This window comes from Micromonospora sp. NPDC049049, assembly GCF_040649115.1.
Classification (GTDB): Bacteria; Actinomycetota; Actinomycetes; order Mycobacteriales; family Micromonosporaceae; genus Micromonospora.
The window spans coordinates 241,043-263,272 of record NZ_JBEZEX010000006.1 but is presented as its reverse complement, the minus strand read 5'-3'; the positions used below and the strand labels follow the sequence as shown (position 1 = coordinate 263,272).

Annotated in this window: 19 protein-coding genes and 1 pseudogene; 6 read left to right on the top strand and 14 right to left on the bottom strand. The window is 71.7% G+C overall.

Annotated features, from left to right (window positions below; translation table 11 throughout):
* From AB0B68_RS09785 to AB0B68_RS09755, 7 genes and pseudogenes are all read right to left on the bottom strand, one after another.
* Positions 1 to 642, bottom strand: a pseudogene (locus tag AB0B68_RS09785) (SAM-dependent methyltransferase); the annotation flags it as partial.
* Positions 643 to 747: 105 nt separating this feature from the next.
* Positions 748 to 1,257: an NUDIX domain-containing protein gene (locus AB0B68_RS09780; protein ID WP_357258988.1), complete on the bottom strand. Its 510-nt coding sequence runs from the start codon at positions 1,255 to 1,257 to the stop codon at positions 748 to 750.
* Positions 1,258 to 1,316: 59 nt separating this feature from the next.
* Complete coding sequence (locus AB0B68_RS09775; protein ID WP_357258985.1) at positions 1,317 to 1,958, bottom strand: SRPBCC family protein; 642 nt, start codon at positions 1,956 to 1,958, stop codon at positions 1,317 to 1,319.
* Positions 1,958 to 2,323: a metalloregulator ArsR/SmtB family transcription factor gene (locus AB0B68_RS09770; RefSeq protein ID WP_357205230.1), complete on the bottom strand. Its 366-nt coding sequence runs from the start codon at positions 2,321 to 2,323 to the stop codon at positions 1,958 to 1,960. Before AB0B68_RS09770 ends, AB0B68_RS09775 begins: the two co-directional genes overlap by 1 nt.
* A 28-nt stretch (positions 2,324 to 2,351) precedes the next feature.
* Positions 2,352 to 4,442, bottom strand: coding sequence for a xanthine dehydrogenase family protein molybdopterin-binding subunit (locus tag AB0B68_RS09765; RefSeq protein ID WP_357258982.1), 2,091 nt, complete (start codon positions 4,440 to 4,442; stop codon positions 2,352 to 2,354).
* Positions 4,439 to 5,422: a xanthine dehydrogenase family protein subunit M gene (locus tag AB0B68_RS09760; protein WP_357258978.1), complete on the bottom strand. Its 984-nt coding sequence runs from the start codon at positions 5,420 to 5,422 to the stop codon at positions 4,439 to 4,441. The genes AB0B68_RS09765 and AB0B68_RS09760 overlap by 4 nt, the downstream gene beginning before the upstream one ends.
* The gene (locus AB0B68_RS09755; protein WP_355007577.1) at positions 5,419 to 5,916 is read right to left on the bottom strand and encodes a 2Fe-2S iron-sulfur cluster-binding protein; all 498 of its coding nucleotides are present in this window, start codon (positions 5,914 to 5,916) and stop codon (positions 5,419 to 5,421) included. The genes AB0B68_RS09760 and AB0B68_RS09755 overlap by 4 nt, the downstream gene beginning before the upstream one ends.
* Positions 5,917 to 6,042: 126 nt before the next feature.
* Between AB0B68_RS09755 and AB0B68_RS09750 the strand changes: the two genes are divergently transcribed.
* A complete protein-coding gene (locus AB0B68_RS09750) occupies positions 6,043 to 6,651 on the top strand; it encodes a nucleotidyltransferase family protein (RefSeq protein WP_357258975.1) in 609 nt (202 codons plus the stop codon).
* On the opposite strand, the gene AB0B68_RS09745 is transcribed toward AB0B68_RS09750, so the two are convergent.
* The 5 genes from AB0B68_RS09745 to AB0B68_RS09725 all read right to left on the bottom strand — a co-directional run bounded on the left by AB0B68_RS09745 (position 6,611) and on the right by AB0B68_RS09725 (position 11,988).
* A complete protein-coding gene (locus AB0B68_RS09745; RefSeq protein ID WP_357258972.1) occupies positions 6,611 to 7,279 on the bottom strand; it encodes a TMEM175 family protein in 669 nt (222 codons plus the stop codon). The two genes, AB0B68_RS09750 and AB0B68_RS09745, sit on opposite strands and share 41 nt — an antisense overlap.
* Positions 7,280 to 7,388: 109 nt before the next feature.
* On the bottom strand, positions 7,389 to 8,765 hold the full coding sequence (locus AB0B68_RS09740) for a GH1 family beta-glucosidase (protein WP_357258969.1): 1,377 nt from the start codon (positions 8,763 to 8,765) through the stop codon (positions 7,389 to 7,391).
* Between the two features lie 29 nt (positions 8,766 to 8,794).
* Entirely contained in the window at positions 8,795 to 9,634 is an 840-nt protein-coding gene (locus tag AB0B68_RS09735) for a carbohydrate ABC transporter permease (RefSeq protein WP_091398610.1), read from the bottom strand.
* On the bottom strand, positions 9,627 to 10,619 hold the full coding sequence (locus AB0B68_RS09730) for a sugar ABC transporter permease (RefSeq protein ID WP_357258966.1): 993 nt from the start codon (positions 10,617 to 10,619) through the stop codon (positions 9,627 to 9,629). The genes AB0B68_RS09735 and AB0B68_RS09730 overlap by 8 nt, the downstream gene beginning before the upstream one ends.
* A gap of 70 nt (positions 10,620 to 10,689) precedes the next feature.
* Positions 10,690 to 11,988, bottom strand: a complete 1,299-nt coding sequence (locus AB0B68_RS09725) for a sugar ABC transporter substrate-binding protein (protein WP_357208066.1) — start codon at positions 11,986 to 11,988, stop codon at positions 10,690 to 10,692.
* Between the two features lie 235 nt (positions 11,989 to 12,223).
* Here AB0B68_RS09725 and AB0B68_RS09720 point away from each other — a divergent pair, with 235 nt between their 5' ends.
* Together AB0B68_RS09720 and AB0B68_RS09715 are read left to right on the top strand one after the other, a co-directional pair.
* A complete protein-coding gene (locus AB0B68_RS09720) occupies positions 12,224 to 13,423 on the top strand; it encodes an ROK family protein (protein WP_357208063.1) in 1,200 nt (399 codons plus the stop codon).
* Positions 13,424 to 13,650: 227 nt separating this feature from the next.
* Positions 13,651 to 15,873, top strand: coding sequence for a discoidin domain-containing protein (locus tag AB0B68_RS09715; protein WP_357208060.1), 2,223 nt, complete (start codon positions 13,651 to 13,653; stop codon positions 15,871 to 15,873).
* A 109-nt stretch (positions 15,874 to 15,982) separates the two neighbouring features.
* On the opposite strand, the gene AB0B68_RS09710 is transcribed toward AB0B68_RS09715, so the two are convergent.
* On the bottom strand, positions 15,983 to 17,305 hold the full coding sequence (locus AB0B68_RS09710; RefSeq protein ID WP_357258963.1) for an FAD-dependent oxidoreductase: 1,323 nt from the start codon (positions 17,303 to 17,305) through the stop codon (positions 15,983 to 15,985).
* A gap of 276 nt (positions 17,306 to 17,581) precedes the next feature.
* Between AB0B68_RS09710 and AB0B68_RS09705 the strand changes: the two genes are divergently transcribed.
* The 3 genes from AB0B68_RS09705 to AB0B68_RS09695 all read left to right on the top strand — a co-directional run bounded on the left by AB0B68_RS09705 (position 17,582) and on the right by AB0B68_RS09695 (position 20,349).
* Positions 17,582 to 17,938 carry a YciI family protein gene (locus AB0B68_RS09705; protein ID WP_357200918.1) on the top strand — a complete coding sequence of 119 codons (357 nt, stop codon included), beginning with the start codon at positions 17,582 to 17,584 and terminating at the stop codon, positions 17,936 to 17,938.
* Positions 17,939 to 17,940: 2 nt separating this feature from the next.
* A complete protein-coding gene (locus AB0B68_RS09700) occupies positions 17,941 to 19,149 on the top strand; it encodes an RNA polymerase sigma factor (RefSeq protein ID WP_357200915.1) in 1,209 nt (402 codons plus the stop codon).
* A gap of 66 nt (positions 19,150 to 19,215) precedes the next feature.
* Positions 19,216 to 20,349, top strand: a complete 1,134-nt coding sequence (locus AB0B68_RS09695; protein ID WP_357200912.1) for a glutamate--cysteine ligase — start codon at positions 19,216 to 19,218, stop codon at positions 20,347 to 20,349.
* Between the two features lie 27 nt (positions 20,350 to 20,376).
* On the opposite strand, the gene AB0B68_RS09690 is transcribed toward AB0B68_RS09695, so the two are convergent.
* A complete protein-coding gene (locus tag AB0B68_RS09690) occupies positions 20,377 to 22,161 on the bottom strand; it encodes an N-acetylglutaminylglutamine amidotransferase (protein ID WP_357200909.1) in 1,785 nt (594 codons plus the stop codon).
* Positions 22,162 to 22,230 lie beyond the last annotated feature (69 nt).

The following is a 22,230-nucleotide window of genomic DNA, read 5'->3' as shown; positions in this document are numbered from 1 at the left end:
TCAGAGCACGCGGGCGACCCCGCAGTAGCCATCCACGACGGCCGCGGGCCTGCTGTCAGTCCGCCAGTGCCCCAGCGGCACGACACCCGGCTCGACGAGGTCGAGGCCGTCGAAGAACGCCCTGAAGTCCGCGACCGCACGCAGGTGGTACGGCAGAGCACCGCTTTCGTTGTACTGCCGATGCGACTCGATGACCCGCTCGCTGGTAGCCGTACCGTCGGACATCGCCAGAAAGCTGCCCGATGGTAGGGACGAGACCAGAGCGTTGACGATGGCCTGCGCCTCGGCCGGCTTCTCGACGTGGCCCATGACGCCCAGCATCATCAGTGCGATCGGCTCATTGAAGTCGAGTGTGTCGCGAGCGTCCTGGACGATCTTCTCCGGGTCGCGCAGATCGGCGTCGACATACTGCGTGGCACCCTCCTGACTGCTGGTCAGCAACACCCGGGCGTGCGCGAGAACCATCGGGTCGTTGTCGACGTAGACAACGCGCGCCCGCGGCGTGATCCGTTGGGCGACCTCGTGGGTGTTGTCGGCAGTGGGCAGGCCCGTACCGACGTCGAGGAACTGGCCTACCCCCGCCTCTGCGGCGAGGTAGGTCACCGCTCGTCTGAGAAACGCGCGCGAATACCGTGCCGCCTTCTCCCTCACCAGCCGTACCGGCGTCGGGGCCGTAGCCTAGCGGCGCGGCGGCGCCCGCATGGTCCTGCGGATCGACGAAGCCCTTGTCCCGTACCGAGCGCGGGGTCAGGAGGTGGGTGTCAGGAACTCAGCCAGGATCCGCGTGTGGGTGGAGAACGCCAGCTCGACCGGGTCGGTGAGCACCAGCCACTCGGTCGCCTCCTCGGTCGGCGCCGACGGTGGCAGGTCCTCGGCCGCCCGCTCGGGCAGCACTCCGAAGACCATCATCGTGCCTCCCGTCGGTGAGCCGTGCACCGCGAACAGGCGGGCGTCCCCGGCCGCCGCGATCAGGCCGGTCTCCTCCCGAAGCTCCCGCACGAGCGCGTCGGACCACTCCTCGCCGTACTCGATGAAGCCGCCGGGCAGCGCGAGCAGGCCGCGGGCGGGTTCGATGTCCCGGCGGACCACCACCACTCCCAGGCCGTCGGCGGTGCGGACCGGCAGCACCGCTACCGCCACCGGCAGTGGGTTGCGCCAGACGGTCTCGCCGCAGACCGCGCAGACTCTCGGCCATCCGACGGCCGGCGGGTAGGCGGCGCCGCAGGAGGAGCAGTGCGAGTACGGCGTGCCGGTCATGCCGCAGCACGTTACTCCGATCCCTGCTCAGGCTGCCGCGCCGCCGCCTCGCCGCGCGCTCAGGCTGCCGGGTCGCCGGTGTAGAAGGCGGTGGTGCGTTCGGCGGCGGCCTTCGCCTCGTCGGCGTCGGTGCCGGCGGCGATGCTCGCTTCGCACCACAGTTGACTGCTCAGCTCCATGGCCCGTCGTCCCTCGGCGGAGGCGGTCCACTCGGCGCCCTGTTCCGGGGTGATCCCGCTGCCGTCGGCGGCCAGGTGCGAGGCGAGCCCGAGCAGCCCGAGGTCCCACCCGACACCGACCGCGCCCGGCCCGAACTGGGCCCACCGGTCCTGGTCGACGTGCGCGATGTGGTCCAGGTCGAGGCGGGCCCGCTCGTCGCCGACCGCTGTGACCCGCACCTCGATCCAGCTCACCTCGCCGCCCATCTCCCAGGTGGCGGTGAAGCGGTGCGGCGGCTCGCAGCTCTCGACGGTGCCGTGGGCGTTGCCCTGGAGCTGGTACGTGCCGCCGAGCCGCAGGTCGCCGGAGATCGGCAGGAACCAGCGCGGGATGCGCTCGGCGCTGGTGCAGGCGTCCCACAGATCCTCGGCCGTCGCCTGGTAGGTCTGGCTGATCGTGGTGACCCGCGCCTCACCGGCTTCCAGGGTGCGGCTGCCGACCTTGCGTTGGACGGCGTTGATCTGCTCGGTGGCGTCGAACATCAGGTGTTCCTCTCGTCGGGTGGGTCGGCGGGGCCGCGCAGCCGACGCTCGCGTCGGCCCCGGGCCAGCTCGGTGGCGAGTGCCGCCAGGGGTGGGGTCCAGAACCGGCGGAAGTGCTCCAGCCAGCCGTCGACCTCGCGCAGTGGGCGTGGGTCGACCGCGTAGAGCCGCCGGGTGCCCTCCGGCCGCACGGTGGCGAAGCCATTGTCGCGTAGCACCTTGAGGTGCTGGGACACGGCGGGCTGGGAGATGCCGAACTCCTCGCGGATGACAGTGCTGACCGCGCCGGCGGTCTGCTCGCCGGCGGCGAGCAGTTCCAGGATGCGGCGCCGGACCGGATCGCCCAGCACGTCGAAGGCGTGCACGACGACAGTTGTATCACTGGCGGCTTATTTAAGCCAAGTCTGATACTCCGATGAGCTTGTCCAGCCGGATCGGCAGCTCCCGGATCCGTACGCCGGTCGCATGATGTACCGCGTTGGCGACCGCCGCCGCGGCGCCGACGATGCCGATCTCACCGATGCCCTTCACCCCGGCCGGGTTCAGCTCGTCGTCCCGCTCGTCAAGCCAGTACGCCTCGATCGACTCGACGTCGGCGCAGCCGGTGATGTGGTAGGTGGCCAGGTCGTGGTTGACCCAGTCGCCGTAGCGCTCGTCGAGCAGGCCCTCCTCGTGCAGCGCCATCGACAGCCCCATCGTCATGCCGCCGATGAGCTGACTGCGGGCCGTCGTCGGGTTCACCACCCGCCCCGCCGCGAACACCCCGAGCATCCGGTTCAGCCGTACCTCGCCGGTGTCCGCGTCGACCCGCACCTCGACGAACTGCGCCCCGTAGGCGTACCGGGGGAGCGCGGGCTGCTCACCCACCTCCTCGGTGGTGTCCGCCTCGGCGGTCACCTCGTCGGTCGGCGGCCCGCCGTCGCGCAGCTTCTCGCGCAGTGCCTGGGCCGCGCGTATCACCGCCCAGCTCCAGCTGGCGGTCCCCATCGAGCCGCCGGCCAGCGGTGCCGTCGGCAGCGCGGTGTCCCCGATGCGGATCTCCACCCGTTCCGCCGGCACTGCGAGGGCGTCGGCGGCCACCTGCCAGATCGCCGTCCGGGCGCCGGTGCCGATGTCGGTGGCGTTGATCTGGACCAGGAAGCTCCCGTCGGGCCGAGCGGTGGCCGTCGCCGAGGAAGGCCGGGCCCGGGCCGGGTAGCTCGATCCGGCCACCCCCGTCCCGATCAGCCACCGCCCCTCGCGCCGGGACCGGGGCGACGGATCACGGCCGGCCCAGCCGAACCGCTCTGCGCCCTCGCGCAGGCAGGCCACCAGGTTGCGACTGGTGAACGGGCGTCCCTGGTCGGGGTCGACAGCGGTGTCGTTGCGGATACGCAGCTCCACCGGGTCGATGCCGACGGCGATGGCCAGCTCGTCCACCGCGGACTCCAGGGCGTACGCGCCGGGGCACTCGCCCGGGGCGCGCATCCAGAACGGAGTGGGCACGTCGAGGCGGACCAGCCGGTGCGTGGTGCGGCGGTGCGGTGCGGCGTACATGCTGCGGGTGTAGACGGCGGTCTGCTCGGCGAACTCCCTGATGGTGGAGGTCTGGCTGATCGCGTCGTGGCAGATGGCGGTGAGCCGGCCGTCGGTGTCGGCGGCGAGGCGGACCCGCTGGATGGTGGGGGTGCGATAGCCGAGCGGTCCGAACAGTTGCTGGCGGGTCAACGCCAGCTTGACCGGGCGGTCCACGTGCCGGGCGGCGAGGGCGGCCAGCACCACCGACGCCTTGGCGTACCCCTTGCTGCCGAAGCCGCCGCCGACGTGCTCGGCGACGACGCGGATCGACTCCGGCGGCAGCTCGAACAGCTCGGCGAGGGTGGCGCGTACCGGCGTCGCGCCCTGGGTGGAGTCGTGCACCAGGAGCCGCCCGTCGTTCCACTGCGCGATGGTGGCGTGCGGTTCCATCGGGTTGTTGTGGTACGCCGGCGTGCGGTAGGTGACGTCCACCCGCACCGGGGCGGCCGCGTACCCGGCGTCGAAGTCGCCCTCGGCGGTGTCCGTCGGATAGCTGGGGTTCACCTGGTCCGGCTTGTACAGGCCGGGATGGTCGTCGGTGAGCACTGTGCTGTGCGGGCCGGTGTCGTAGTCGATGCGGACCAGTCGGGCGCCCTCGCGGGCCGCCTCCAGGCTGGTGGCCACCACCACGGCGACGTACTGCCCCCTGTAGTGCACAGTCGGCTCCTGCAACAGCCGCAGCTCCGGCTGTGGGCCGGGCGCCATCCGGGGCGCGTTGCCGTGGTGCACCACTGCCAGCACGCCGGGCGAGGCCAACGCCTCCGTCGTGTCGATCCGGGTGATCCGGCCCCGCACCACTGTCGACGGCACCGCCCAGCCGTAGGTGACCCCGTCCACCGGGTACTCGACCGCGTAGCGGGCCGCGCCGGTGACCTTCGCCGGGCCCTCCAGCCGGGGGTACGCCCGGCCGACCGCCCCGGTGCTCACGACGACGCCAGTTCGGTGAGCGCCCGCACGGTGATGGCCCGGGTCAGCGGCAGCTTGAAGCCGTTGTGCCGTAGCGGGCGCGCCTCGGCCAGCTCCGCGTCGGCGGCCCGCGCCGCCAACTCGGGGCTGAACGGACGTCCGCGCAGCTCCTCTTCGGCCCGGTACGCCCGCCACGGCCGGTGCGCCACTGCCCCGTACGCCAGCCGCACGTCGCGGACCACGTCACCGTCGAGGTCCAGCACCGCGGCCACCGAGCCGGCGGCGAAGGCGAACGAGGCCCGGTCGCGCACCTTGAGGTACGTCGAGCGGCGCGCGGCCGGTAGGGGCGGCAGTCGCACGGCGGTGATCAGCGCGCCCCGGGCCACTGTGGTCTCCCGTTCCGGGTGGCTGCCGGGGGAGCGGTAGAAGCCGGCGATCGGGATGTCACGGGGGCCGTCGGCCTCGTGCACCTCCACCACCGTGTCGAGGGCGGCCAACGCGACGGCCAGGTCGGACGGGTGGGTGGCCACGCACTGCTCCGACCAGTCCAGCACCGCCAGGTCGCGGTTCTGGCCGTGCAGAGCGGCGCAACCGCTGCCCGGCTCCCGTTTGTTGCACGCCTTGCCGGTGTCCTGGAAGTAGACGCAGCGGGTTCGCTGCAACAGGTTGCCGCCGGTGGTGGCCATGTTGCGCAGCTGTCCGGAGGCAGCGGCGAGCAGGGCGCGGGCCAGCACCGGGTAGTCGCGGCGTACCGCCGGGTGCGCCGCGAGGTCGCTGTTGCGGACCGTCGCGCCGATCCGCAGCCCACCGTCGGGCAGCTCCTCGACGGTGTCGAGGGGAAGCCGGGTCACGTCCACCAGCACGTCGGGGCGCTGCACCCCGAGCTTCATGAGGTCCACCAGGTTGGTTCCGCCGCCCAGGTAGGCGGCCTGCGGTTCGGCCGCCAGCACGGCGACCGCCTCGGCCACGTCGGCGGGCCGGTGGTAGCGGAACGCCTTCACGAGGACGCCGCCGTCTCGCGTACGGCCGCCACGATGTGCGGGTACGCGGCGCACCGGCACAGGTTGCCGGCCATCCGCTCGCGGATCTCCGCGTCGGTCAGCTCGGCGGGCGTGTTCAGGTCGCCGGTGACCGCGCTGGGCCAGCCCCGGGAGACCTCGTCGAGCATGCCCCGGGCGGAGCAGAGCTGCCCGGGAGTGCAGTAGCCGCACTGGAAGGCGTCGTGCGCGACGAAGGCGGCCTGCAACGGGGACAGCTCGTCCGGCCCGGCCAGCCCCTCGACGGTCACCACTGACCGGCCGTCCACGGTCACCGCGAAGACCAGGCAGCTCTTCACCCGCCGGCCGTCGAGCAGCACCGTGCAGGAGCCGCACTGGCCGTGGTCGCAGCCCTTCTTCGCCCCGGTCAGGTCGAGGTGCTCGCGCAGCGTGTCGAGCAGTGTGGTGCGGTTGTCCAGGGTCACCTCACGGGACGCGCCGTTGACCTCGACCGTCACCCGGGACGAGTGGCGCTCGTCGATCGTGGTCGCGTTCTCCGGTCCGCCCTGCACCGGCCCAGACTAGCTTTGTCGGTATATCTCGGGGCGAATAACGCAAAGCCCTTCGTACGGGAGGTGACGACGGTGACCGCCGGACTGCTGCTCGCCGCCGGCGCCGGGCGGCGCTACGGCCAGCCGAAGGCGCTGGTCGAGCTGGACGGCGAGCCGCTGGTGCGGCGCGCGATCCGGCTGCTCGGCGATGGCGGCTGCGCACCCGTGCACGTGGTGCTCGGTGCGGGCGCCGACGAGGTGCCCGACCTGCCCGGCGCGGTGCCGGTCCGCCACGATCGCTGGGCGGACGGGCTGGGCTCGTCGCTGCTGCGCGGTCTGGCCTCGCTGCCGGCCGACGTGCCGGCCGCCGTCGTGGTCCTCGTCGACCAGCCACTGCTCAGCCCGGTCGCGGTGCGCCGGGTGCGCGCCGCGTACGACGGCGGCGCCCTCGTCGCGGTCGCCACCTACGCCGGCCGACCCGGGCACCCGATCCTGCTGGGCCGGGAGACCTGGCCACTGTTGAGCGGGTACGCCGTCGGCGACCGGGGCGCGCGCGACCTGCTGCGCGACCGGCCGGACCTGGTGGCGGAGGTGCCCTGTGACGACGTCGGGTCCCCGGCCGACGTGGACACCCCGGCCGACCTGCGCCGACTCCGCCCGGTCAGCGACGGGTCAGCCAGCGGGGCAGACCCTCGCTGGTGATCGCGTGATAGGTGATCATGATGATGACGCCGATCAGGCCCAGCACCGGGCTGACGAACCAGCCGAGCAGACCGCTGAGCCCGTACAGGATCAGGCCGGTGACCGGTCGCAGCCGCTGCGTCCGCACGTACTCGGGGCTGACCCGACGCTGGAGCAGCGCCGGGTGGCGGTGCAGGTAGCCGAAGAACACCAGCCAGGGGGCTGACATCAGGGCCGCGGCCAGCGCGTACAGGGCGACAGCCGCGCGCTGGTCGTCGGTGTCGCCATGGGTGAACGCGGACGCCAGCACCGCGGTGGGGAAGGGGATGATCACCGCGCCGAAGAGCACACCGAGGTTGATCCAGCTCAACGTGAGCGTGGTGCCGCGGATCAGCCGCAGCAGCGCGTGGTGGTTGAGCCAGAGCACCCCGATGTAGACGAAGGACACCACGAAGGCCAGGTAGGAGGCGCCCTCGCCGAGCAGGCCGGTCAGCAACTCGCCCTCGTGGTATTCCGGCACCCGCAATTCGATGACCAGCAGGGTGATGACGATGGCGAAGACCCCGTCGCTGAAGGCCGTCATCCGGTCGGTGCCGGTCACTCGCGCTCCTGCGTCGGGCTGCTCGGCCTCGTCGGGTGCTGCGGACATTGCCGCAGGCTAGCCACTCGGCAACGCGGCCGGTGGTGGTTTCCTCCGATCGGAACGGAAACGGCCGCCCGGGGTCGGGGCCCCGGACGGCCGCTCGCACCGCCCCCGTTCAGGCCACCGGCGTCGCGGTTCCGGTGGTGCGGGCGAGCCGCTGGTGGGCGCGGATCACCTCGGCGTAGCGCAGACCGCTGGCCTTCACCGTCCGGCGCTGGGTGGCGTAGTCGACGTGCACCAGCCCGAAGCGCTTGTCGTAGCCGTACGCCCACTCGAAGTTGTCCAGCAGTGACCAGACGAAGTAGCCGTCCAGGGGAACCCCTCGGGCCACCGCCGACGCGCACGCGGCCAGGTGCTGCTCCAGGTGGTCGGTGCGTTCCTTGTCCTCGACAGTGCCGTCCGGGGTGACCTCGTCCGGCCACGCCGAGCCGCTCTCGGTGACGATGATCCGGCCCGGCCGGTACTCCTCGTGCACGTCGACGAGCAGCCGCTCCAGGCCCGCCGGGTACATCTCCCAGCCCATCGCGGTCTCCACCGAGCCGGGCACCGGCACCTGCTTCGCGAACGGCGCCGGACCTGTCGGATCGTCGACCACCAGTTGGCGGAAGTAGTAGTTCACCCCGAGGAAGTCCGTCTGCGTGGCGATCACCGCCAGATCGTCGCCGCGTACCGGCGGCTCGACCCCGTAGGTGGCGATCATGTCGGCGGGGTAGCCGCGCCCGTGGATCGGGTCCAGCCACCACCGGTTGACGTGCCCGTCGGCCCGGCGGGCCGCCGCGACGTCCTCTGGTCGGTCGGTCGCCGCCTCGATCGGGCTGAGGTTGACGACCAGGCCCACCGAGGCCGGCCGGGCGGCGTTGGCGCGGATCGCCTGGGTGGCCAGGCCGTGCCCGAGCAGCACGTGGTGCGAGGCGTGCACGGCGCGGGTGAGGTCGCGCTCGCCGGGGGCCATGTTGCCCTCCAGGTGCCCGATCCAGCACACGCAGAGTGGCTCGTTGACGGTGCACCAGTCGGCCACGCGGTCACCGAGGCGGCCGGCGACCACCGCCGCGTAGTCGGCGAACGCCTCGGCGGTGGCCCGCTCCGGCCAACCGCCGGAGTCCTGCAGAACCTGCGGCAGATCCCAGTGGTAGAGCGTGACGAACGGTCGGATCCCGTCGGTGAGCAACGTGTCGACGAGCCGGTCGTAGAAGTCCAGCCCGGCGGCGTTGACCCGCCCGACGCCGTCGGGCATGACCCGGGGCCAGGCCACCGAGAAACGGTACGCGTCCACGCCGAGTCGGCGCAGCAGCGCCAGGTCCTCCGGCCACCGGTGGTAGTGGTCGCACGCCACCGCGCCGGTGTCGCCGTTGTCGACAGTCCCGGGGGTCGCCGAGAAGGTGTCCCAGATGGACGGTGCCCGGCCGTCGACGTCGACGGCCCCCTCGATCTGGTACGCCGCCGTGGCGACACCCCAGAGGAAGTCGGGTGGCAGCTTGGACAGGTCGGGCACGGGTCGGTTCTCCTCTGGGGTTGGATGACTCACTTGACCGCACCGGCGGTGAGGCCGGCGACGAAGTAGCGCTGTAGGGCAAGGAACCCGACGACGACCGGGATGCTGACCACCAGCGAGGCGGCCATGATCTGGTTCCAGTAGACGTTGAACTGGGTGGAGTAGCCCTGGAGGCCGACGGCCAGGGTGCGGCTGCCCTCGTCGGTCATCACCGACGCGAAGAGCACCTCACCCCACGCGGTCATGAACGCGTACACGGTGACCGCGACCACGCCGGGCACGGCGGCCGGCAGGATGACCTGGAACAGGGTGCGCAGCGGACCGGCGCCGTCGACCTGCGCCGCCTCGTCCAGACCCCGGGGGATCGAGTCGAAGTAGCCGACCAGCATCCAGATCGAGAACGGCAACGAGAAGGTCAGGTACGTGATGACCAGGCCGGTGCGACTGGCGTACAGCTCGATGCCGGTGGCGTTGCCCAGGTTGACGTAGATGAGGAACAGCGGCAGCAGGAACAGGATGCCGGGGAACATCTGCGTGGACAGCACGGTCACCGAGAAGACACCGCGACCGCGGAACCGGTAGCGGCTCACCGCGAACGCGGCGAAGATGGCCACCGCCACCGAGCAGACCGCCGCGATGCTCGACACCACCAGGCTGTTCACCAGGTACCGGGCCAGCGGCACGGTGCTCCACATGTCGATGAACGGTTGCAGGGTGGGCCGGCTGGGCCACCAGGTGAAGCCGTTCTGCACGTCCTGCAACGGCTTGGCCGCCGAGGTGACCATGACGTAGAGCGGGATGACGACGAAGAGGGTGAGCAGGGTCAGCACGATGCGCCGGCCCCAGCGCTCGCCGGCGGTCTCACGCATGGTCGTCCCTCCGACGGTTGGTGATCAGCAGGTACGCGGCCGAGACGACCAGCAGGAACAGCAGCAGCGCCACCGACATCGCCGACCCGGAGCCGAAGTCCCAGGTCTTGAAGGAGCTGCGGTAAATGTGGATGGAGATCAGGTCGGCCTGCTCCGGCGCGGAGCCGCCGAACAGCACGAACGGGGTGTTGAAGTCGTTGAACGTCCACAGGAACAGCACCAGCAGCAGCACCAGGTTGACCGGCCGCAGCATCGGCAGCGTGACCGAGCGCAGTCGGCGCCAGAACCCGGCGCCGTCGATCGCGGCGGCCTCGTACAGCTCACCGGGCACGTTCTGCAACCCGGCCATCAGGCACAGGAACGCGAACGGCCAGTTACGCCAGACCGACACCACCAGCAGCGACCAGAAGCTGTTGTCGCCGATCAACCAGAACGGCCGTTCGTTCATCAGCCCGAGCTGGTCCACGAGCACGTGGTTGACCAGGCCGGTGTCGCGTTGCAGGAGGAAGCTCCAGGTGATCACGGCGGCGTAGACCGGCAGCGCGTACGGGGTGAGGAACAGCGCCCGCAGGATCGCGCGTCCACGGAACGGCCGTTGCAGGACGACCGCCGCCGAGATGCCGAGCAGCCAGGCGAACCCGACCGAGAGCAGGCTGTAGGCCAGGGTGACCCAGAACGAGTGCAGCAGTTCCTTGCCGGCGGCGCTGTTCAGGTCGAGTGTCGCCCGGTAGTTCTCCAGCCCGATGAAGGGCGCGGTGGACCAGTCGCGGATGTGGAACTGGGTCAGCTCCAGCAGGCTCATCCAGACCCCGACGACCATCGGGATCACGTGGATGGCGAGTTCCAGCACGACGGCCGGTGCGAGCAGCAGGTACGGCAGAAGTGAGCGGCGGGGGCCGCGGGGCCGGCGGGCCGGCTTCCGGGTCGGTGATCCGGCCCGGGATTCGCGTCGGTCGGCGTCCGGCGCGGTGGTGCTGGTTGCCATCAGGGTCCTCTCGGAGGCGGTGGCCGTGGTCGGGTTCAGCACCCGACCACGGCCACCGGTCACGCCTCGGTCAGCGCATTTTCTGCTGCGCGTCGGTCAGCTTGGCCTTCACCGAAGCCTCGGTGACCGGCTTGCCACTGGCCGCGTCGGCGAACAACTCCTTCATCGCGGTGCCGACCAGGGTCTCGAAGGTGCTCTCATCGGGCACCTGCGGCAGCGGGGCCGCGGTCGTGACCAGGGTCTCCTGGATGTTCTTCTGCTCCGTCGCGCTGAACGCCGGGTCAGAGGCCGCGGTCTTCACCGCCGGCAGCGAGCCGTACGTCTTGTTGAGGAGCGTCTGCTCCTCGTCGCTGGTCATGAACTTGACGAAGCTCAGCGCGCCGTCCTTGTTCTTGGTGTGCTTGAAGACCGCCATGTTGATCCCGGCGACCATGCTGTTGACCTTCTTGCCGCCGGCCGGCGGGCTGGCCAGGAACGGCACCGGGGCCACCCCGTACGCGTCGGCGGGCATGTTCTGCGTCTTCAGGTTCGACCCGGCGGACTGCCACAGCAGCATGGCGGCCTTGCCGTTGGCGAAGTCGGAGACCGACTGGTTCTGCGCGTACTCGGCGTTGCTCGGGTTGGTGATCTTGTCGGCGGCCATGAAGTCGATGTACCGCTTGATCGCCGACACGTTCTGCGGGGTGTCGAAGGTCGGCTTGCCGGCCGAGTCGAACCACTCGCCGCCGTACTGCTGGCTGAAGGTGAACGCGTGGTGGGCGTTCTCCGACGGGTTGGCGCCCTCGATCGCCAGGCCCCACTTGCCGCCGGTGCTCAGCTTCTTGCCGTACTCGACGACCTGCTCCCAGGTGGTGGGCGGCGCGGTGATGCCGGCGTCGGCGAACGACTTCTTGTTGTAGTACAGGCTGTACGCCATGCTGTAGAGCGGCACGGCGGCCGGCGGCTTGCCGGGTGCGCCGGCGGCGGCGAGCGCGGCGGGCACGATGCGGTCCTTGCCGCCGACGGCCTGCAGGGCGGCGTCGTCGAACTCGACCAGCGCGCCGGTGGCCTGCAACGACGCCGACCAGGTGTTGCCGATGTTGACCACGTCCGGGCCCTTGCCGGAGGCGGCGGCGGCCAGCAGGCGGTTGAGCAGATCCGACCAGGGGACCACCTCGACGGTGACCTTGATCCCGGTCTGCTTCTCGAACTTGTCCAACTCCGGCTGGAGGATGGTCTTGTCGGCCTCCAGGCTGGCGCCCTGGTTGCTGGCCCAGTAGGTGAGTGTCTTGGGTGATGCGGCGGAGTCGTCGCCGGAGCCTCCGCAGGCGGTCAGCGATGCGGCCGCCAGTACGGCGGCGGTGAATATCCCGAGGTGTCGTCTCGACACGGGTCAGCCCTTCCGGTGCGTGGTGGGGGTCCGCCGGCATTCGTCACCGATAGGGGTCGGGTGACGGGGGCCGGCTGCGGACAGGGTTCGGGGGTGCGCCGTCGGGGTCCGTCGGCGTTTCCCGGGAGTTACATCACGGCTTAATTTATGTCGTCATTAAAGTTGCTGGCAGGTGGGTCGTCAAGCACGAGGCGGTTACAGTCGCCTCGAACGGCCGACGGGAACGAGGTGACGAGTGGAGCTGGCGCGTGCCACCAACCGCAGCGTGCGGTTGCGCAACCGGTCCGCCCTGCTGACCAAGCTCTTCCTGGACGGCCTGCTCACCCGGCAGGACCTGGTGCGCAGCACCGGACTGAGCCAACCCGCGGTCAGCAACGTGGTGGCCGACATGATCGACGAAGAGCTGGTCGCCGAGGCCGGCGCCGCCGAGTCCGACGGCGGCCGGCCCAGCATGCTGCTGAGGATCGCGCCCCGCTTCGCCTTCGTGATCGGCGTGGACGTCGGCGAGACCCGGGTCCGGGTGGAGCTGTTCGACTTCGCGATGACCCTGCTGGCCAGCATCGAGTACCCGCTCGACCCGGCCCGTACCGAGCCCGACCTGGTGGCCGGGCACGTGCTGGCCGGCATCGACGCGGTCACCGGCCAGGCCGGGGTGACCCCCGGTGACGTGCTCGGCGTCGGCATCGGCGTCTCCGGCGTGGTCGAGCAGGGCGCCGAGGCCGTCGTGCACGCCCAGGCCCTCGGCTGGGACCGGGTGCCGCTGGAGCGTCTGATCGGGGCCGGCACCGACCTGCCGCTGCACATCGACAACGGCGCGAAGACCCTGGGCCAGGCCGAGATGTGGTTCGGTGCCGGCCGGGGCGCCCGGCACGCCGTCTTCGCGCTGGTCGGCTCCGGTGTCGGCGCGTCGGTGGTGACCAACGGCGCCACCTACCGGGGCGCGTCCAGCAGCGCGGGGGAGTGGGGGCACACCACCCTTGTGTACGGCGGCCGGGTCTGCCGGTGCGGCGCGCGCGGTTGCCTGGAGGCGTACGTGGGGGCGGAGGCGATCATCGACCGCTACCGCGAGGCGCGCAGGGGTCGACAGGTGCCGGGCGAGGACGAGGAGTCCCAGATCGCCGCGCTGGTCGCCGCCGCCGAGACCTCGGCCACCGCCCGACGGGTCCTGGAGGACACCGCGGGTTACCTCGGTGCCGGGGTGGCGAACCTGATCAACCTGTTCAACCCGGAGCGCGTGGTGCTCGGCGGCTGGGCGGCGATGGCCCTCGGCGACCTGCTGCCGGCCGTGCGGGAGGCTGCCGGTCGGCAGGCGCTGCGCCAGCCGTACGAGCAGGCGTCGATCGAGCTGTGCCGGCTCGGGGTGGACGCGGTGGCGTTGGGCGCGGCAACCCTCCCGATCGCCCGCTTCCTCACCGAGGGTGGCGTCCGACGCTGACGGAGCACGACTCCGCAGGCCGACGGCAAATTACCCAAAAAGAATCCTCGGGATAAATAACGAAGTTATAGATCGATGTCTTGACGCCGCCGCAATCTCGCCGCAACACTCCTACGAGAGCGCTCTCCTCCCCGCGGCACCGCGTCGGCGGCACCATCCACGGCGTCACGGGCGAGTCCGATCCCATCCGTGCGGCAACCCGTAACCCCCTATCGACAGGCGATGTCATGACATCTCGTGCTACATCCGTACGCCCGCGTCCCCGGGTCGTGCGCCACCTGCTCGTCGGGCTCACCGTGGCCCTGGTCGCGGCGCTCACGCCGACCGGAGCCACCGCACCCGCGCAGGCCGCCCCCGTCCTGCTGTCCCAGGGCCGTACGGCCACCGCCTCGTCCACCGAGAACGGCGGAACCCCCGCCGCCGCCGCTGTCGACGGCAACACCGGCAGCCGCTGGTCCAGCGCGTTCAGCGACCCGCAGTGGCTCCAGGTCGACCTGGGCGCCCGGGCCACCATCACCCAGGTCAACCTGCTCTGGGAGGGCGCCTACGGTCGGGCCTTCCAAATCCAGACCTCCGACAACGGGTCCACCTGGACCACGATCTACTCGACCACCACCAGCACCGGCGGCACCCAGAACCTCACCGTCTCCGGCGCCGGCCGCTACGTCCGCATGTACGGCACCACCCGCGGTACCGGCTACGGCTACTCGCTCTGGGAGTTCCAGGTCTACGGCGAGAGCGGCGGCACCAACGAACCCCCGGTGACGCCCACCGACCCGTACAACCCGAACCTCGGGCCGAACACGTTCGTCTTCGACCCGAGCACCCCGACGTCGACCATCCAGAGTCGACTGAACACCCTCTTCACCCAGCAGGAGACCAACCAGTTCGGCCCGCAGCGCTACGCGGTGCTGTTCAAGCCCGGCACCTACACCGCCGACGTCAACCTCGGCTTCTTCACCCAGGTCGCCGGCCTCGGCATGAGCCCCGACGACGTCAACCTCAACGGCCACGTGCGTACCGAGGCGTTCTGGTTCGGCGGCAACGCCACGCAGAACTTCTGGCGGGCCGCCGAGAACCTGTCGGTCACCCTGCCCGCCGGGCAGACCGTGGAGCGCTGGGCGGTCTCCCAGGCGGCGCCGTACCGACGGATGCACCTGCGCGGCGCGCAGAACCAGATCCAACTCTGGAACGGCGGCGACGGCTGGTCCAGCGGCGGCCTGCTGGCCGACACCCGCATCGACGGCCTCGTCGTCTCCGGCTCGCAGCAGCAGTGGTACTCCCGCAACAGCGAGTTCGGCAACGGCTGGACCGGTTCGGTGTGGAACATGGTCTTCCAGGGCGTCAACGGCGCTCCCGCGCCCAGCTTCCCCAACCCGTCGCACACGGTGATCCCGCAGACCCCGCAGGTACGGGAGAAGCCGTTCCTCTACGTGACCGGAAGCGGTGAGTACCGGGTCTTCGTGCCCGCGCTGCGCACCAACTCCACCGGCACCAGCTGGTACAACAAGACCCCGGCCGGCTCGTCCCTGTCGCTGTCGCAGTTCTTCGTCGTCCAGCCCGGCACCAGCGCCGCCACCATCAACACCGCCCTCGCCCAGGGCAAGCACCTGCTCTTCACCCCGGGTGTGCACCGGATCACCGAGCCGATCCAGGTCAACCGGGCCGACACGGTGATCCTCGGCCTCGGCCTGGCCACCATCCAGGCCGACAACGGCACGGTGGGCATGCGGGTGGCCGATGTGGACGGCGTGAAGGTGGCCGGCATCATGTTCGAGGCCGGCACCACGAACTCGCCGGTGCTGATGGAGGTCGGTCCGTCCGGCTCGTCCGCGAGCCACGCCGCGAACCCGACCTCGCTGCACGACGTGTTCTTCCGCATCGGCGGGCCGCACGTCGGCAGGGCCACCAACACGTTGACGGTCAACAGCGACAACGTGATCGGCGACCACATGTGGTTGTGGCGGGCCGACCACGCCGCCAGCGGCGTACCGACCGGGTGGACGCTGAACACCGCCGACACCGGGCTCACCGTCAACGGCGACAACGTCACCATGTACGGCCTCTTCGTCGAGCACTACCAGAAGTACCAGACGATCTGGAACGGCAACGGCGGGCGGACGTACTTCTACCAGAACGAGCTGCCCTACGACGTGCCGAACCAGGCGGCCTGGATGAACGGGTCGACCCGGGGTTACGCCGCGTACAAGGTCGCCGATTCGGTGACCAGTCACCAGGCGTACGGGCTGGGTAGCTACAGCTACTTCAACGTCAACCCGGCGGTGGTCGAGGAACGGTCCTTCGAGGTGCCCACCAACCCGAACGTGCGGTTCACGAACATGGTGACCGTCTCGCTCGGTGGCGTCGGCACCATCAATCGGGTGATCAACAACGCCGGTGGCACCGCGAACGCGGCCAACCAGACGGTGTACCTGACCACCTACCCCTGACCGGGGCGCCCGCGCCGGCCCGGTCCGCTGTGACCGGGTCGGCCGGGTGGCACCCAGGGCCGTGGCCGGCCCGGTCCCGCCGAGACCGGGCCGGCCGCGGTCGTGCCGCTCAGCCGGCCAGCACCTCGGCCGCCGCCCGTTCACCGGCGCGCACCGCGCCCTCCAGATAGCCACTCCAGCGGGTGGCCGTCTCGGTGCCCGCCCAGTACACCCGCCCCACCGGCGTCCGCAGGTGCGGGCCGTACGTCCGCCAGGTGCCCGGGGTGAGCGCACCGGAGAAGCAGCCCCTGGTCCACTCGTCGGCGGACCAGTCGTACTCGACGAGATCCACCGGGTCCTCCGCTCGTGGCCCGACCACGTTGGCGAACGCTTCCAGCAGGCATCGCCGACGCCCGGCGGGGGACATGCCGCGCAGCGTGGCGGCGTCGGTGGAGTAGCTGAACCCGGTCAGCACCCCGATCGGCGAGGTCGGGGTGGAGTTGTCGACCGTCTCGGTGAGCGGACCGGCGCTGGTGGTGGCGACCCCGGAGCACCCGTCGGCACGCCAGAACGGCTCCGGGTAGACGGCGTGCACCTTCAGCGCCGAACCCATCGGCATGCGCTGGGTGAGCCCGTCACGCAGCGGGGGCAACGGCGGGTCGTACCGGATCCGGCCGGCCAGCGCCGGGGCCAGCGCGACCACCACGGCGTCGCCGTCGACGCGCCCGGTGTCGGTCCACGCCGTCGCGCCGTCGACTGTCTGTTCGATGGCCCGCACCGGCGCGGCCAGCGTCAGCGCGCCCGGCGGTAGAGCGGTGGCCATCCGTTCGGCCAGCGCCGGCGGCCCGCCCACGATCCGGTCCTGCTGTGCCCCGCCGGACATCCCCAGCAACGGTCCGGTCCCGCCGGCACTGCGCAGGTAGAACAGCAGGTGCAACAGGGACAGCTCGTCCGCGCCGGTGGCGAGCAGACCGCCGGCGAGCACCCGCCCCAGGTAGTCGGCGGTGTCGTCGTCCCCGGCCGTGGCGGCGAGCCACCCGCCGAGGGTCGTCCGGTCCCACAGTGCGGCCTCCGGCGTCGCCCAGGGTTCGGCCGGGTCCAGTCGTGCGGCGTACTCGTCGAGCAGCCCCAGCACCCGGCCCACCTGCGCCGGCGGCTCGGCCCGGCGCGCACCGGCCCAGAGCACTGTGGGCGCGCCGGTCGATGCCGAGGCGAAGGTGGCCAGCCCGTGCTCGGCGACCAGCGCGTACATCCGGTCCTGGGTCGGACCGATCCACTGCGCGCCCAGGTCGAGTTGCGTGGGCTCGGGCAGCCACCGGGTCAGCACCCGACCCCCCACCCGGTCGCGAGCCTCCAACAATCGCACCTGGGCCCCGGCTCGGGCGAGCGCCAGCGCGGCGGCGAGCCCGGAGAAGCCGGCGCCGACCACGACCACCCGCAAGCCGTCGGTCACACCGGGGTCTACCCAGAACCGTCGCAGGCATGGCTACCGGCTCCGATCGCGGCACCGGCGGACCGCACCCCCGTCCTTCGTCCTTTGCTCTGCACCCGCCGACGCACCACCCGGGCCTGGGCACCGTCGCCTCCGCGGGTGCAGAGCAAAGGGCAGGCCAACACCGGGGCCGGGTCGGCCGCCGAGAATTTTCCGCCGGCCTGTCGATCTGGGCGGCGGCCGATCGTGTGGAGGATGAGAGGTCGGCGACGGGCCGACCGTCCGTGAGGAGGAACCATGGCGCGCTACCTGCTCAGCATCCACCAGCCGCAGGGTGAGCTGCCGCCGGAGCCGGAGTTCCTGGCCGGGGTGATGCGGCAGCTCGGCGAACTGCGCGACGAGTTGGCGTCCACCGGTTCGTGGGTCTTCGGGCAGGGCCTGCACGGCCCGGAGACCGCCACCGTGCTGCGGCCCCGCGACGGCGACGTGCTCATCACCGACGGACCGTTCGTGGAGGGCAAGGAGTACCTGGGCGGCATCACCATCATCGACGTGCCGGACCTGGACGCCGCCCTGCACTGGGGTCGCCGCTACGCGCTGGCCACCACCCTGCCGATCGAGGTACGCCCCTTCCACGGCGGGGCCGGCGACTGACAGTGCCCGACGTGGAGGCGGTGTTCCGCGCCGAGTACGGCCGTGCGGTCGCCGTCCTGGTCCGCCTCCTCGGCGACATCGACCTCGCCGAGGAGGCCGTCCAGGAGGCTTTCGTGGTCGCGGTGGCGCGCTGGCCGACGACCGGCCTGCCGCCCAGTCCGGCCGGCTGGATCATCACCACGGCCCGGAACCGGGCGATCGACCGGCTGCGCCGCGACGCGTCCCGGGTCGACCGGCACGCCCAGGCGGCTCTGTTGTTCGCCGTCGACAGTCCCGTCGAGGAGGGACCGGTGCACGACGACCGGCTACGGCTGATCTTCACCTGTTGCCATCCGGCGCTCGCCCCGAGCACCCGGGTCGCCCTCACCCTGCGGCTGCTCGGTGGCCTGAGCACCGCCGAGATCGCCCGAGCCTTCCTGGTGCCGGAGCCGACCATGGCGCAACGGCTGGTCCGCGCCAAGTCGAAGATCCGCAACGCCGGGATCCCGTACCGGGTGCCCCGCGACGCTGACCTGCCCGACCGGCTGCACGCGGTTCTCGCGGTGCTCTACCTGATCTTCAACGAGGGGTACACGGCCAGCGCCGGCCCGCACCTGGTCCGGACCGAACTGTGCGCCGAGGCGATCCGGTTGACCCGGCTGCTGGTCGAGCTGATGCCAGACGAGCCGGAGGCGCTCGGCCTGCTCGCGTTGATGCTGCTCACCGAGTCCCGCCGCGACGCGCGGACCAACGCCGAGGGTCAGCTGGTGGCGCTGCCGAGCCAGGATCGGGCCCGGTGGGACGCCGAGCTGATCACCGAGGGGCAGGCGCTGGTGCGCCGCTGCCTGCGCCGCGACCGGCCGGGCCCGTACCAGATCCAGGCCGCGATCGCCGCCGTGCACAGCGCCGCGCGGCGCGCCGCCGACACGGACTGGGCGCAGATCCTTGCGCTGTACGACCAGCTGACGGTGGTCGCCCCCAGCCCGGTGGTGGCGCTGAACCGGGCCGTCGCGTTCGCCGAGGTGGCCGGACCGGCGGTCGCGCTGATCGAGGTGGACCGCCTCGACCTGGTCGGCTACCACGTCTACCACGTGGTCCGCGCCGACCTGCTGGCTCGGCTCGGCCGGGGCGGGGAGGCCGTCGAGGCGTACCGGATGGCTGTCGCCCTGACGGACAACGAGGCCGAACGGGCCTTTCTCACCGCACGTGCGACGGCCCTGGCAACGCCCTGAGGGCGCGTTTGCCGCAGGGGCGGCCGGGAATCCGAGGCTCCGCCGCAGCAGTGGATGGGAGGGGCCATGGCGTACCGACCGACCGCCGTCGACACCGCGCCCGACCTGTCCACCCTCACGCTCGGCGTGGAGGAGGAGTTCCTGCTGCTCGACCCGGACAGCGGCCGGAACCTACCGGTGGCCGACCAGGTGCTCGCCGCGCTGCGCGGCCCCGCCCGGGAGCAGAGCCGCCAGGAGTTCCGGCACAGCATGGTGGAGATGGTCACCCCGGTCTGCGCCGACCTCACCGAACTGCGCGCGCACCTGGTGGCGTTGCGCCGCTCCGCCGCCGACGCGGCCACGGCGGCCGGGGCTCGGCTGGTGGCGGTCGGTGCCACCCCGGTGGCCGAGCCGCACCGGACGGTCCCCGACGAACCGCGCTACCACGCGATGTCGCGCCGGTACGGGCCGGTGGCCCACGACCCGGCGGTGTGCGGCTGCCACGTGCACGTCGGCCTGCCCGACCGGGAACTGGCCGTGCAGGTCTGCAACCACCTGCGGGTGTGGCTGCCGGTGGTGCAGGCGATCACCACCAACTCGCCGCTGCACGACGGGTACGACACCGGGCACGCCAGTTGGCGCTCGATGCAGTTGGAACGCTGGCCCAGCATCGGACCGACGCCGTACTTCGACTCCGGCGCCGACTACGACAGCACCGTCGACGAGCTGATCGCCGCCGGGATCATGCTCGACGCGGCGATGGTCTACTGGTACGCCCGGCCGTCGTCTACCTACCCGACGGTGGAGGTGCGGGTCGGTGACGTCTGCACCGAGGTCGACGACGCGGTGCTGGTCGCCGCGCTGGTCCGATCCCTCGTCGCCACCCTCGCCGACGACGTACGCGCCGGGGTGGACGCGCCGAACGTCCGGGACTGCCTGGTCGCCGCGGCGCACTGGCGGGCCGCCCACGACGGTCTCGACGGCGAGCTGATCGACCTGCGTGCCGGTGGTACCCGGCCCGCCTGGGCGCTCGTCGACGAGATGATGGCGGTGATCGCTCCGGCCCTGCTGCGCCACGGCGACCTCGGGTACGTGTTGGCGCAGCTCGCCCGGCTGCGTCGCGACGGCACCGGCGCCACCCGGCAGCGGCGGGTGCTGGAGCGCGCCGGAGAGCTGCGCGTGGTCCTCGACGATCTGATCGCCCGCACCGCCGCCAGCTGACCGGCCGCCCGTCACGGCCCACCGGGGTCAGCGGATGTCGTGGGTCTGGAGCCACAGCTCCAGCAGGCCGAGTTGCCACAGCTTGTTGCTGCCGGCCGCGGCCTCCGCCCGGTCCGGATCGGCCAGCAGATGTGCCACGTACTCCGGGCGGAAGAGCCCGCGCTCGCGCGCGGCCGGCGCCTGCAACGCCTCGGCGACCAGCTCGCGCACCGGGCCGTCCACGTTGCGCAGCGCCGGCACCGGGAAGTAGCCCTTGGGCCTGTCGATCACCTCGGCCGGCAGCACCTCCCGGGCGACCTCCTTGAGCACGCCCTTGCCACCCTGGCCGACCTTGTGCTCCGGCGGGCAGTGCGCGGCCAGGGTGACCAGGTCCTGGTCGAGGAAGGGTGTGCGCACCTCCAGACCCCACGCCATGCTCATGCTGTCCACCCGTTTGACCGGGTCGTCGGGGAGCATCAGGTGGGTGTCCAGCCGCAACACGGCGTCCAGCGCGGTCTGCGCCCCGGGCGCGGCGAGGTGCCCGGTGAGCAGGTCCCGGCTGGCGTCGTGCTCCAGCGCGTACGCCGGGCCGACGATGCGGCGCAGCTCGTCGTGGTCGCGGTCGAAGAACGCGGCGGCGAACGTCTCGGCGGCGCCGTGCCGGGGTGCCTCGACCAGTGGCTGGTGGTAGCCGTAGCCGGCGAACACCTCGTCGGCGCCCTGCCCCGACTGGGCCACCTTCACGTGCTGCGCCACCTGCTCGGAGAGCAGGTGGAAGGCGACCACGTCGTGGCTGCCCATCGGCTCGGTCATCGCCAGCACGGCCCGTCGGACGGCGGGCACCAGGTCGTCGTCGGCCAGCCGGATCCGGTGGTGGTCGGTGTCGTACGCGCGGGCCACCAGGTCGGAGTAGTGGAACTCGTCGCCAGACTCGCCGTCGCGGCTGTCGAAGCCGATGCTGAACGTCCGCAGGTGTTGCTGGCCGGCCTCGGCGAGCAGCGCCACGATGAGGCTGGAGTCCAGTCCGCCGGAGAGAAGCACCCCCACCGGCACGTCGGCGACCAGCCGTCGGCGTACCGCCGCGCGCAGCGCGTCGCCGATCGCGGCCCGCCAGTCGGCGGCGTCCATCCCCGCGTCGGCGGGCTCCCGCAGGTAGTCGGGTCGCCAGTAGACCTCCTCGCGGCTGGCCCCGTCGGCCTCGATCACCCGCAGGGTGGCCGGCGGGAGCTTGCGCACGCCGCGCAGCACGGTCCGCGGCGCGGGCACGATGGAGTGCCAGGACAGGTAGTGGTGCAGCGCCACCGGGTCGATGCCGGTGTCGACGTCGCCGGCGGCCAGCAGCGCGGGCAGGGTGGAGGCGAACCGCAGCCGGCCCGGTGTCTCGGCGAGGTAGAGCGGTTTGATGCCGAGCCGGTCGCGGGCCAGGATCAGCCGCCGCCGGACCCGGTCGACCAGCCCGATCGCGAACATGCCGACCAGGTGGTCGACGAAACGCTCACCCCAGTGGGCGTACGCCACCAGGATCACCTCGGTGTCGCTGGTGGAGTGGAAGGCGTACCCGGCCCGGCGCAACTCCTCGCGCAGCTCCGGGTAGTTGTAGACGCAGCCGTTGAAGACCAGCGCCAGGCCCAGGTCGTCGCGGACCATCGGCTGCCCGCCCGCTTCGGACAGGTCGATGATGGTCAGTCGACGGTGCCCGAGGGTCACCCAGCCCTTGGCGAACAGGCCCTCGTCGTCCGGCCCTCGTGAGCGCATCGCCTCGGTCATCCGGGTGACCGCCGCCGCGTCGGGCGAGCGACCGTCGAATCGCGCCTCCCCGCTGATCCCGCACATCAGCCGGGACGGTGATGGGTCAGGGCAGACATGCGCGTCCTCCTGTGGCGTCTCCCCGACTGGTGGTGG

Excerpts from the sequence above, each read along its gene's own strand:
- AB0B68_RS09780 (WP_357258988.1), bottom strand. The coding sequence starts at position 1,257 with ATGACCGGCACGCCGTACTCGCACTGCTCCTCCTGCGGCGCCGCCTAC.
- AB0B68_RS09775 (WP_357258985.1), bottom strand. The coding sequence starts at position 1,958 with ATGTTCGACGCCACCGAGCAGATCAACGCCGTCCAACGCAAGGTCGGC.
- AB0B68_RS09745 (WP_357258972.1), bottom strand. The coding sequence starts at position 7,279 with ATGTCCGCAGCACCCGACGAGGCCGAGCAGCCCGACGCAGGAGCGCGA.
- AB0B68_RS09735 (WP_091398610.1), bottom strand. The coding sequence starts at position 9,634 with ATGCGTGAGACCGCCGGCGAGCGCTGGGGCCGGCGCATCGTGCTGACC.
- AB0B68_RS09730 (WP_357258966.1), bottom strand. The coding sequence starts at position 10,619 with ATGGCAACCAGCACCACCGCGCCGGACGCCGACCGACGCGAATCCCGG.
- AB0B68_RS09715 (WP_357208060.1), top strand. The coding sequence starts at position 13,651 with ATGACATCTCGTGCTACATCCGTACGCCCGCGTCCCCGGGTCGTGCGC.
- AB0B68_RS09705 (WP_357200918.1), top strand. The coding sequence starts at position 17,582 with ATGGCGCGCTACCTGCTCAGCATCCACCAGCCGCAGGGTGAGCTGCCG.
- AB0B68_RS09695 (WP_357200912.1), top strand. The coding sequence starts at position 19,216 with ATGGCGTACCGACCGACCGCCGTCGACACCGCGCCCGACCTGTCCACC.
- AB0B68_RS09690 (WP_357200909.1), bottom strand. The coding sequence starts at position 22,161 with ATGTGCGGGATCAGCGGGGAGGCGCGATTCGACGGTCGCTCGCCCGAC.